This window comes from Serratia sp. HRI (genome assembly GCF_010119335.3).
GTDB classification, from domain to species: domain Bacteria; phylum Pseudomonadota; class Gammaproteobacteria; order Enterobacterales; family Enterobacteriaceae; genus Serratia; species Serratia nevei.
The window spans coordinates 4,047,762-4,058,763 of record NZ_CP083690.1; the positions used below are offsets into that span (position 1 = coordinate 4,047,762).

At 61.2% G+C, this 11,002-nt stretch carries 7 protein-coding genes; 4 read left to right on the plus strand and 3 right to left on the minus strand.

The features are described 5' to 3' along the window. Nucleotides 1–99 precede the first annotated feature (99 nt). The 3 genes from GF111_RS19365 to ppk1 all read right to left on the minus strand — a co-directional run bounded on the left by GF111_RS19365 (nt 100) and on the right by ppk1 (nt 4,089). Nucleotides 100–282, minus strand: a complete 183-nt coding sequence (locus GF111_RS19365; protein ID WP_004941600.1) for a YfgG family protein — start codon at nt 280–282, stop codon at nt 100–102. A 182-nt stretch (nt 283–464) separates the two neighbouring features. Next, on the minus strand, nt 465–2,015 hold the full coding sequence (ppx, locus tag GF111_RS19370; protein WP_038873722.1) for an exopolyphosphatase: 1,551 nt from the start codon (nt 2,013–2,015) through the stop codon (nt 465–467). A 10-nt stretch (nt 2,016–2,025) separates the two neighbouring features. Next, complete coding sequence (ppk1, locus tag GF111_RS19375) at nt 2,026–4,089, minus strand: polyphosphate kinase 1 (RefSeq protein ID WP_084827284.1); 2,064 nt, start codon at nt 4,087–4,089, stop codon at nt 2,026–2,028. Between the two features lie 396 nt (nt 4,090–4,485). On the opposite strand from ppk1, the gene GF111_RS19380 reads away from it, so the two are divergent. The 4 genes from GF111_RS19380 to GF111_RS19395 all read left to right on the plus strand — a co-directional run bounded on the left by GF111_RS19380 (nt 4,486) and on the right by GF111_RS19395 (nt 11,002). Further along, the gene (locus GF111_RS19380) at nt 4,486–6,657 is read left to right on the plus strand and encodes an ABC transporter permease subunit (RefSeq protein ID WP_147190681.1); all 2,172 of its coding nucleotides are present in this window, start codon (nt 4,486–4,488) and stop codon (nt 6,655–6,657) included. Further along, complete coding sequence (gene pstA / locus GF111_RS19385) at nt 6,654–8,303, plus strand: phosphate ABC transporter permease PstA (RefSeq protein WP_147190678.1); 1,650 nt, start codon at nt 6,654–6,656, stop codon at nt 8,301–8,303. The genes GF111_RS19380 and pstA overlap by 4 nt, the downstream gene beginning before the upstream one ends. Nucleotides 8,304–8,331: 28 nt before the next feature. After that, complete coding sequence (gene pstB, locus GF111_RS19390; protein ID WP_004941613.1) at nt 8,332–9,144, plus strand: phosphate ABC transporter ATP-binding protein PstB; 813 nt, start codon at nt 8,332–8,334, stop codon at nt 9,142–9,144. Between the two features lie 190 nt (nt 9,145–9,334). After that, nucleotides 9,335–11,002 (plus strand): ShlB/FhaC/HecB family hemolysin secretion/activation protein, encoded by a 1,668-nt coding sequence (locus GF111_RS19395; protein WP_147190676.1) that lies wholly within the window; start codon nt 9,335–9,337, stop codon nt 11,000–11,002.

Genomic DNA, 11,002 nt, shown 5'->3' on the forward strand with positions numbered 1-11,002 from the left:
TTCCTTAACGGGCGCTCGGCGTTCCTGACGCAGGCTCATTAAAAGATAGAGCATAGCGAGTGCCGGAGTCATTTTTATGAAACGGACGGGGCGCGGCGGTTATTCAGAGGAGGCGTCCTGTTGCGGCGCGCTGACTTCGGCGGCGTTTTGCGCAGCGGCCTGCTTTTTTTCCTGATGATGAGGCACCGCCACCACGGCGGCGTACAGCAGTCGGCCGACTAAAATGATAAAGCTGATAAACAACACTATCTTCGTCATCTGTCCGGTGGTTTTCTTGCGCATATATCACCCGGTATGCCGGTGTCCTGTGTGATTCGCTCGAGAATTTGTAACCGGATTTTAGGCGCTGATGACAAAAGTTGTCCATTTTTTTCCGGCGTGCGGGACGGCGCATTAGGGTTTCGTTTAGGTTGACGGGGCGAGGGCGGAAAGAAAAACCCCCTGACAGGCAGGGGGCGTGGGGATCAGGCGGAGCGCTGTTCGTCTTGCGAGCCTTCTTCGTCGATCAGCAGCTTCCAGCCGACGACGTCGTTCCAGTAGGCCTGCTCGCGTTCGAAATCGAGCTGCACCAGGTTGTTCTGCGCCAGGTAGCCGGCCGGGAAGCGCAGCGTCCAGTGGTTGTCGTCGGTGGTCAGGCGCAGCGTTTCCGGCGTGGTGGTCGACTGACGCTGGTTGTTGAGCAGGGTGCTCAGACGCAGCAGTTGGATCAGCGGCAGGTAGTGTTTCTTCTTGAACAGGTTGAGGCGCGGCAGCTCTTCCAGCTTGATCGCCTTGCGGTGGAAACGCACCAGCGCCGCCAGCAGCAGCTGCTGTTCCTGGTTGAAGCCAGGCAGGTTGGAGTTTTGCAGAATGTAGGCCGAATGGCGGTGCATGCCGCTGTGGTTGATGCTCAGCCCCACTTCGTGCAGCATGGCGGCCCATTTCAGCAGCGCTTCCAGCTGCGGATGCGCCAGCTTGGTGTTCTGCGCCATCCACTGCGAGTAGAGCAGCTCGGTGGTTTCCAGCACCCGTTTGGCCTGCTCGCGATCGATGTTGTAGTGATCGGCCAGGCTTTTGGCGGTGCGGCTGCGGATGTCCTGGTGGCGGAAACGGCCTTCCATTTCATACAGCACGCCTTCGCGCAGCGCGCCGTCGGACAGGCGCAGATCGCGGATCGCCAGCGCATCGAACACGCCGCACAGGATAGCCAGCCCCGGCACGAACACCGATTGGCGATCTTCCGACAGCCCCGGCAGGCTCAGCGAGCCGAAGCTTTTGAACTGCAGCACCTGCTCGGCGAGCATTTCCAGGCGATCCAGGGTGATGAGACCGTCTTTTTCCCCCATCGCCACCAGCACTTCGTGGGCGGCCTTGATGGTGCCCGAGGCGCCCAGCGCGTACTGCCAGCCTTGAATGCGGTACTGCCAGGCCAGCGTTTCCAGCTTCTGCGCCGCCGCCAGCCGCGCGCGGCGGAAGTTGTTTTTGCTGATCTCGCCGCCCGGGAAGAACAGCTGGGCGAAGCTGACGCAGCCCATGCGGCGGCTTTCCGCCAGCAGCGGCTCGAAGTCTTCGCCGATCACCAGCTCGGTGGATCCGCCGCCGATGTCGATCACCAGCTTGCGGCCTTTCTCCGGCTGAGTGTGCTCCACGCCCATGAAGATCAGGCGCGCTTCTTCCTGACCGGCGATGATTTCGATCGGGTAGGGGATCACTTTGGCGGCGCGCTTGAGGAACACTTCGGCGTTCACCGCCTGACGCAGGGTGTGCGTCCCGACGATGGTGACGTTATCCGCCGGGAAGCCCTGCAGCCGTTCGGCAAACAGGGCCAGGCAGGCCAGGCCGCGCTCTATCGCCTCTTCACTGAGTACGTTGTTGCTGTCCAATCCGTCGGCGAGATGCACCCGCTGTTTTAAACGGCCCAATACCTGTAAGGCGCCGTTGACGACGCGGGCGATCACCATGTGGAAACTGTTCGACCCGAGGTCGATGGCGGCGATTTCCTGCGGTTTGTTCGTTGCAGTGTTTTTTAGCGGCATAGTTGCTGGCCTACTGTCCTGGTTGTTCCAGAGCTTTTAAATACTCGTAAATAGCTACCTGGGCACGCACTTTGCGGCGGTTGCCGCGCGGCACGTACTGGTTGCTCAGTTCTTTATCCACATAACGGGCCTTGACCGTATCGCTGAACAGGATCTCCAGAATGTCCAGAACGCGCTGTTTCAGCGCCGGATCCAGCAGCGATACCGCCACTTCGATACGGTAATCTATGTTGCGGGTCATCCAGTCGGCGGAGGACAGATACACCCGTTTGTCACCTTTATTGTCGAAAACGTAAACCCGATCGTGTTCCAAAAAGCGATCGACGATGCTGATCACCTGAATATTGTCGCTGATCCCCGGCAGGTTGGGAATCAGGGAACACATGCCCCGCACCAGCAGGCGGATCTTCACGCCGGCGCCGGACGCGGTATATAACCGATCTACCAGCCCTTTATCCACCAGATTATTTATTTTCAACATAATGCCGGCCTGTTCCCCGGCCTGGGCGTTGGCGATTTCGTTGTCGATCAGCTCATACAGCTTCAGGCGCGAGTTCTGCGGCGACACCATCAGGTTGTCGAAGGTGACCGGCCGGTAGGGGTTCTCGATAAAGTTGAATACCCGGCGCACCTCGTTGGTGATGCGTGAGTCGGCGGTCAACAGCGAATAGTCGGTGTAGATGCGCGCGGTTTTTTCGTTAAAGTTGCCGGTACCGATATGAGCATAGCGCACAATGTCATCGCCTTCACGGCGCGAAATCAGGAACAGCTTGGCGTGGATTTTCAGGCCCGGCGCGGAGAAGATCACGTGCACGCCGGCTTCGGTCAGGCGCTTCGCCCAGTGAATGTTGGCCTCTTCGTCGAAGCGCGCCTGCAGCTCGACCACCACCGTGACCTTTTTGCCGTTGTGCGCGGCGTGGATCATCGATTCGATGATGCGCGAATCTTTCGCCACCCGGTAGATGTTGATCTTGATAGCCAGCACGCTCGGATCGAACGACGCCTGGCGCAGCAGCTCCAGCACGTGCTCGAAGGTGTGGTACGGGTAGTAGAGCAGCACGTCTTTTTCGCGAATGGCGTCGAAGCCGTTGCGGAAACCGTCGAACCAGATGTGGCGCAGGCGCGGCAGCGGCTTGTTGACCAGGTTGGCCTTGCCGACGTTCGGGAAACTGATGAAATCTTTGAAATTGTGGTAGCGGCCGCCGGCGATCACCGAATCGTAGTTGGAGATGCCCAGCTTGCCGCGCAGCAGCTCCACCATTTCGTTCGGCATGTCGCGCTGATACACGAAGCGCACCGGCTCGGCGGTCAGGCGCTGTTTCAGGCTGGAGGACATCAGTTCCAGCAGGCTGGATTCCATTTCGGTGACCAGATCGTACTCCGCGTCGCGGGTCATTTTCATCGAGTAGGCGTTGAGCGCGTCGTAGTCGAAGAAGCCCTTGAAGATATCGTCCAGGCAGTAGCGCAGAATGTTGTCCAGCAGGATCATCGGCTTACGGCGGCGCGGCGCTTCCGGCGGCAGATTGACGAAGCGCGGCACCTTATCGGACGGGATCTCCAGTAGCGCATAGTCGATGCGCGTGCCGCGAATGATCTCCACTGCCAGGTAGGTGTAATCGTCTTTCAGAAACTGCACCAGGTTGGTGTCGTGGTTGATCAGGATCGGCGTGATGTGCTGGCGCAGATGCTGTTTGAAATATTGCCGCAGCCAGATTTGCTGGTTCTCGGACACCTGGCGTTCGTTGATCAGGAAGATCTGATTGCGCGCCATTTCCAGCAGCAGATCGTTGTACAGGCCGTCGAACTCCTGATCGGTTTTCAGCACCTTGGCCTGGATCTTTTTCAGCAGGTGGCGCGAGGCGCCGGCGGAGCCTTGCTCTTCGCTGATCAGGATGCGGCGTTTGAGATCGGCGAAGCGGACTTTATAGAACTCGTCGAGGTTGTTGGAGTAAATGCCCAGAAAACGCATACGTTCAATCAGGGGATTGCTCTTATCTGCGGCTTCCTGCAACACGCGTTCATTAAAGGATAACCAGCTTAGTTCTTTTTCGATGTAGAGCTTTTCCTGACCCATTGCCACTCCAGTTCAAATTTAGAATAGGATCCGGGACGCAGCGCCCGGATGCCGCTCTAGTGTCCTTCATCATTATTGCGAGAGATTGACAGGAAAGTCCAACATATCCATTGCGTTGGCGCGCGGCGTTTTTTGGCGGCAATAAATTTTCGTCGATGCAGGGCGCAGGGGGGTGGAATGAGCAGCATGAAATGAAGGTTAGCAGGCTTATTCTTGGTGGTATTAAGCGTGTTTACGTTCATTTTTCAGCAATATATCAACGCCATATTGTCTGTTTGCAGTGTAAAAAACCTGGAGTGTGGCGGGTAACTTTGTCATGCAAACGTCATAAAACTGACATAAGATGCCCGGTTATCTTACGGCGCAAGCCCGATTACATCAGCGACAGCGAGACACATGACACAGACGACGGCCAATCAACATCCCCGAGATCGCCTGCGTGGGCGCATCGACCGCGGCGTGCAGGCGGCAGTAACCGCCAGCGGGCTGATGGTGCTGATGACGTTGATGCTGATCTTCGTCTATTTGCTGTTTGCCGTGCTGCCGCTGTTCAAACCGGCCTCGCTCGGCCAGGCGCAGCCGCTGCCGATCGCGGCGTCGGCCCCGGCGCTGGCGCTGGGCATGGACGTGCAGCAGCGCGTCGGTTACCGCATCGACGCGCAGGGCGCGGGGCAATTTTATCGCCTTACGCCGGCACCGAACGGCCAGCCCCAGGCGCCGCTGGCGCAGCAGACGCTGCTGGCCAAACCGGCGCTGCTTGCCCAGGCCGCCGGAGAGCGCGATCTGTTCGCGCTGGCGCAGGCCGACGGCCGGTTGGTGGTGGCGCGCGCGGATTTTGCGACGGCGGAAAACGGCCGGCCGCAGTGGCTGTTCCCGCTCGGGCAGCAGCCGTTGGCGCTGGATCCGCAGCGCAAGCCGCTGAAACTGCTGTCGCTGGCGGATGCGCATCGCGGGCAGTATCTGCTGGCCGGGGTGACCGACGATCGGCGGCTGGTGTTCGGCCGTTTCAGCCCTGACCGGCCGCCGCAGTTCAGCGAGCGGCCGCTGGAACACGATGCTGAGCAACTGGTGCTGACGCCGGATGGCCGCCAGCTTTACCTGCTGACCGGCAACCGGCTGGCGCGTTATCAGATCGACGGCGCGCAGCTGCAGCTGCGTGAAACGCGCACCTTGGGCGAACACGCCCCGTACCAGATGACGGCGCTGCCCGGCGGCAGCGCGCTGCTGATCAAGGGCGCCGACGGCAACCTGCGCGAGTGGTTCGAGGTGGAAAAAGAGCAGCGCTGGCGACTGACGCCGGTGCAGCATTTCGACCACGGCGCCGACGGGCAGGAGCTGACGGTGGCTGAACCTTATCGCCGGGTGTTCGCCACCCTGCGGCCCGATGGCGGCTTCTCGTTATTCTCCACGATCCAATCCCAGCCGCTGCTGAATACCCGTTTGGGCGCCGAGGTACGGCAAATGGCGTTCGCGCCGCGCGGCGATGGCCTGCTGCTGGAGAGCGCGCAGGGCTGGCAGCGCTATGCGCTCGACAACCCGTATCCGGACGTCACCTGGCGTTCGCTGTGGGGCAAGGTGTGGTACGAGAACTACCCGCAGCCGGCCTATGTTTGGCAGTCCACCTCCGGCGAAGACAGTTACCAACCCAAATTCAGTTTGATGCCGGTGATCTTCGGCACCTTCAAGGCGGCGGCTTACGCGATGCTGTTCGCCATTCCCCTGGCGCTGGCCGGCGCCATCTATACCGCTTACTTTATGACGCCGGGGCTGCGGCGGGTGATCAAACCGGCTATCGAAGTGATGGGGGCGCTGCCGACGGTGGTGATCGGGCTGGTGGCCGGCATTTGGCTGGCGCCGATCATCGAGCAGTATCTGTTGGCGGTGCTGGCGTTGCCGCTGCTGCTGGCGGCGGCGGTGCTGCTGTGCGGCGCGTTGACCCATCGCTTTATGCCGCGTTGCCGGCCGGGCGTCGATCTGCTGTTGCTGTTGCCGCTGCTGGCATTGACGGTGTGGCTGGCGCTCAGCCTGGGGCCGCGGCTGGAGGTGGCGCTGTTCGGTGAGCCGCTGCATTTCTGGCTGGGGGATAATTACGACCAGCGCAATGCGCTGGTGGTGGGCGTGGCGATGGGCTTCGCGTTGGTGCCGATCATCTTCTCGCTGGCGGAGGACGCGCTGTTCAGCGTGCCGGCCACCCTGAGCCAGGGCTCTTTGGCGCTGGGCGCCACCCAATGGCAGACGGTGATCAAGGTGGTGCTGCCTTCCGCCAGCGCCGGTATTTTCTCCGCGCTGATGATCGGCTTTGGCCGCGCGGTGGGGGAAACCATGATCGTGCTGATGGCCACCGGCAATACGCCAATTATCGACGGCAGCCTGTTCCAGGGGCTGCGGGCGCTGGCGGCCAATATCGCCATCGAGATGCCGGAGGCGGTCTCCGGCAGCAGCCATTACCGCGTGCTGTTCCTGACCGCGCTGGTGCTGTTTGTCTTCACCTTCGTGTTCAACACGCTGGCGGAGGCGGTGCGCCTGCGGCTGCGCAAGCGTTACACGCCAAATCAGGAGGCGCCATGAAGAACTGGGTGAAGAGCGGGTCGCCGTGGATATGGCTGACCGCCGGTTCGGTGGCCGTCAGCCTGTTGGCGCTGATCGGCATTTTGTTGCTGCTGGCCGGACAAGGGATGCGCTATTTCTGGCCGAGCCCGGTTTATCAGTTCGAGCTGAATCAGAACGGCGCCGGGCCGGTGACGGTGATCGGCGAGCTGTACCAGCAGCAAAGCATTTCGCGCCGCCAGCTGGCGGAAGTGGGCGTGACGCCGCCGGGCGAGGCGCAAAGCGTCGAACGCTATCTGATCAAGGTCGGCAACCGCGAGCGCGAGGGGCAGGATTTCCGCACGCTACTGGCCAGCGACATCCGCAGCCAAAGCACGCCGCGCGGCCTGCTGGTGCTGGAGCGCGACAGCCACGGTACCGCCTACGGCTATCTGGCGGGGCTGCTGGAGGATGGGCAACCGCTGACCGGCCGCAATCTGGGGCAGGCGTTGCAGCAGCGGCTGCCGCAAATTGCCGCGCTCTCGCGCCAGGCGCACGACATTCAATTCCGCGATATGGCGCGCATCAATCAGCAGTTTGACGCGCTGCGGCTGCGGGAAAAGCGCCTGCAGCGCGACGATAAGCTGGATGCCCGCGCGCAGGACGCCATCAAGGCCGAGCGGCTGGAGTTACAGCGGCAATACCAGCTGCTGTCCGAACGCCTGGCGGGGCTGAACCGCGATCGCCAGCGCGATGCGCTGCTGCTGCGCGACATGCATGGCCAGACGTTGACCATTCCCCTCAGCCAGGTGCGCGATGCCTGGTACCCGAACGCCATGAACATCACCGAGAAGCTGGCGCATTGGGGCGAGCAGGTGAAGAAGTTCCTCACCGACAGCCCGCGTGAGGCGAATACCGAAGGCGGGGTGTTCCCGGCCATTTTCGGCACGGTGTTGATGGTGATCCTGATGTCGATCGTGGTGATGCCGTTTGGCGTGATCGCGGCGGTGTATCTGCACGAGTATGCCGGCAACAATCTGCTGACGCGGGTGATCCGCATCGCGGTGGTCAATCTGGCCGGCGTGCCCTCGATCGTCTATGGCGTCTTCGGCCTCGGCTTCTTCGTCTATATGATAGGCGGCACGCTCGACCAGCTGTTCTATCCTGAATCCTTGCCCAACCCGACCTTTGGTACGCCCGGCGTGCTGTGGGCGGCGCTGACGCTGGCGCTGCTGACGCTGCCGGTGGTGATCGTCGCCACCGAGGAAGGGCTGTCGCGCATTCCCACCTCGCTGCGGCAGGGCTCGATGGCGCTGGGCGCCAGCCGGGCCGAGACGCTGTGGCGCATCGTGCTGCCGATGGCGGCGCCGGCGATGATGACCGGCCTGATTCTGGCGGTGGCGCGCGCCGCCGGGGAGACCGCGCCGCTGATGCTGGTGGGGGTAGTGAAATCGGTGCCGGTGCTGCCGGTGGACGAGATTTTCCCGTATCTGCACCTGGAGCGGAAGTTTATGCATCTGAGCTTCCAGATCTACGATATGGCATTCCAAAGCCCGAGCGTAGAGGCGGCGCGGCCGCTGGTGTTCGCCACCGCCTTCCTGCTGGTGACGATCGTGGTGAGTTTGAATCTGGCGGCGATGGGTATCCGCCATTCGTTGAGGGAGCGGTACCGAGCATGGTCGCAGTAACAATGACGCTATTTTTGGGGAGTGCGTAATGGGTTTGATGACGCCAGGCAGTTTGCCCCGGCTGGATGTCCAGCATCTCGACGATGAACAGACCGCGCTGGCGGTCAACGGCCTGAACCTGTTTTATGGCGACAAACAGGTGCTGCACGATATTTCGCTGCGTATCCCGAAACACCGGGTGACGGCCCTGATCGGTCCCTCGGGCTGCGGTAAATCGACGCTGCTGCGCTGTTTCAACCGCATGAACGATCTGGTGGACAACTGCCGCATCGAGGGCGAGCTGCAGCTGAACGGCGCGGCGATCTCCGGCGCACAGATCGACGTGGCGGCGCTGCGGCGGCGGGTGGGCATGGTGTTCCAGCGGCCGAACCCGTTCCCGAAATCGATCTATGAAAACGTGGTGTACGGCCTGCGGCTGCAGGGCGTGCGCGACCGGCGCTTGCTGGATGAGGCGGTGGAGCGTTCGCTGCGCGCCGCCGCGCTGTGGCATGAGGTGAAGGACCGGCTGCGCGAAAATGCGTTCCGCTTGTCCAGCGGCCAGCAGCAGCGCCTGGTGATCGCGCGCGCCATCGCCATCGAGCCGGAGGTATTGCTGCTCGACGAGCCGACCTCGGCGCTGGATCCGATCTCCACGCTGACTATCGAAGAGCTGATTTCCGCGCTGAAACAGCGTTACAGCGTGGTGCTGGTGACGCACAACATGCAGCAGGCGGCGCGCGTCTCCGACTACACCGCCTTTATCCATCAGGGGCGGCTGGTGGAGTACAACGACACCGACGCCATCTTCACCTCGCCGCGCCAGCGCCGCACCGAAGATTATATTACCGGGCGGTATGGTTGAGTTCTGGGGGCGTTGCATACGGCGCCCCTTTTCCCGTCTTTGTGTTTCCTCCGATTATTCTCGCTAACACGCCAGGCACGTCTTTTCACTGGTTACATTAATAAAAATAATTCTCATTTGCATGGACGGAGCCAGCGAATTGTTTATAATTCGCCAATCTGTGTAAATAAGTGCAAATGGATGTGTTTAAATGTGTACATGGAGGCTTGGCGCATGGTCGCTATTATTAGCGTTTTGCAGCTCGGCGTGGTGTGCGGAAATCACCAGCCCTGCTGACCGCGACAGCATTACCCAACAGCAGAAAACGTTGCTGGAACAGGCGCAGCAGCAACGCGAGGCGCTGCAAAATAGCGTTGAACTGCCGGCGTTACCGCTGCCTGAGCCGGCCGCCGCAGGGGCGGTTTGCCAACCGGTGCGACAGATCGTTTTTCAGGGCGCCGAACATCTTTCCTGGTCGGTAAAAGAAAGCCTGGCCCGCCCGTATCAGGGGCGCTGCCTGACGCTGGAGCACATCAACCGTCTGGTGCACGAAACCACCAATGCTTATCTGCAACGCGGCTATGTCACTTCGCAGGCCTGGCTGCAGGAGCAGGATATCTCCCGCGGCGTATTGACCGTCAGCGTTAGCGAAGGGCGAATCGAGTCCATTACGCAAAACGGTGAGCTGACGCCGGCGTTGAAGATGGCGTTTCCCGGCCTGGTTGGTGACGTATTGAATCTGCGCGATATTGAGCAGGGCATGGAGCAGCTCAACCGCCTGCCGTCGCAACAGGTGACTATCGATATTCAACCTGGCGAGCAACCCGGCTTTTCCAAAGTGGTTTTGCTGCGCGGTGCCACGCGCGTACCGGTCTCTTTCTCTTTCGGCGCCGATAACAGCGGCCAGAAAAGCACCGGCACCGGGCAGATGAACGCCGCCTTCTCGCTGGATAATCCGCTGCGTCTCGCCGATCAATGGTCGCTTTCCGCAGCGCGCAATAACGACTTCAGCCCGCATCATCGCAGCCGCAGCCTGAACGGCAGCGTCACCTTACCCTATGGCTATTGGCTGTTCAGCTACCAGTACGCCTGGAACGATTTTTTCCAGCAGGTGCCGTTCAGCGGTGCCGCTTACCGCTATCAGGGCAATAACCAGACCCAGCGTTTGGGCGCCAACCGCACGTTGCTGCGGGATGGCAAACGCAAGCTGGCCGTTGATATCGGGCTGGCGCGGCGCACCACGGAAAATAAGCTGGCGGGGGAACGGTTGGGCGTCAGCAGCCCGACGCTCAGCATCGCCAGCCTGGGCCTCAATTACAGTGCGGTCGCGGGCGGCGGCTATATGACGCTGAACCCGACGGTAAGCCGCGGGTTACGCATGCTGGGCGCTACCGCCGACGATCCGGAGCGCAACGGGGCGCCGCGCAGCGAGTTCCGCAAGCTTGGTCTCAGCGCCAGCTATTTCTATCCGCTCGCACCCTCTCTCTACTACTTGACCTCGGCCTACGGACAAACCAGCGCAGACAACCTGTATGCCGGCGAGCGCATTTCCATCGGTGGGCAATACTCGGTGCGTGGCTTTAAAGAGCAGTACCTGACCGACAATCGCGGCGCCTACTGGCGCAATGAACTCAACTGGCAATGGTGGACGTTGCCGGGGTTGGGGGAGCTTTCTTTGACCGGCGCGTTAGACGCCGGCTGGTTGCAGGGGCGCGCCGGGCAGATAGACGGCGGCAGCGTCGTTGGTGCGGCGCTGGGCGCCACGCTAAGCGGCCGCTGGTTCAATCAGGCGATCACCGTCGGTAAACCGTTGACGCACCCAGACAGCCTGCAACCGGATCGTTGGGTGGCCTACTGGCAAGCCACCGTCACGTTATAA

Excerpts from the sequence above, each read along its gene's own strand:
- pstB (WP_004941613.1), top strand. The coding sequence starts at position 8,332 with ATGGGTTTGATGACGCCAGGCAGTTTGCCCCGGCTGGATGTCCAGCAT.
- ppk1 (WP_084827284.1), bottom strand. The coding sequence starts at position 4,089 with ATGGGTCAGGAAAAGCTCTACATCGAAAAAGAACTAAGCTGGTTATCC.
- GF111_RS19395 (WP_147190676.1), top strand. The coding sequence starts at position 9,335 with ATGTGTACATGGAGGCTTGGCGCATGGTCGCTATTATTAGCGTTTTGC.
- ppx (WP_038873722.1), bottom strand. The coding sequence starts at position 2,015 with ATGCCGCTAAAAAACACTGCAACGAACAAACCGCAGGAAATCGCCGCC.
- pstA (WP_147190678.1), top strand. The coding sequence starts at position 6,654 with ATGAAGAACTGGGTGAAGAGCGGGTCGCCGTGGATATGGCTGACCGCC.
- GF111_RS19365 (WP_004941600.1), bottom strand. The coding sequence starts at position 282 with ATGCGCAAGAAAACCACCGGACAGATGACGAAGATAGTGTTGTTTATC.
- GF111_RS19380 (WP_147190681.1), top strand. The coding sequence starts at position 4,486 with ATGACACAGACGACGGCCAATCAACATCCCCGAGATCGCCTGCGTGGG.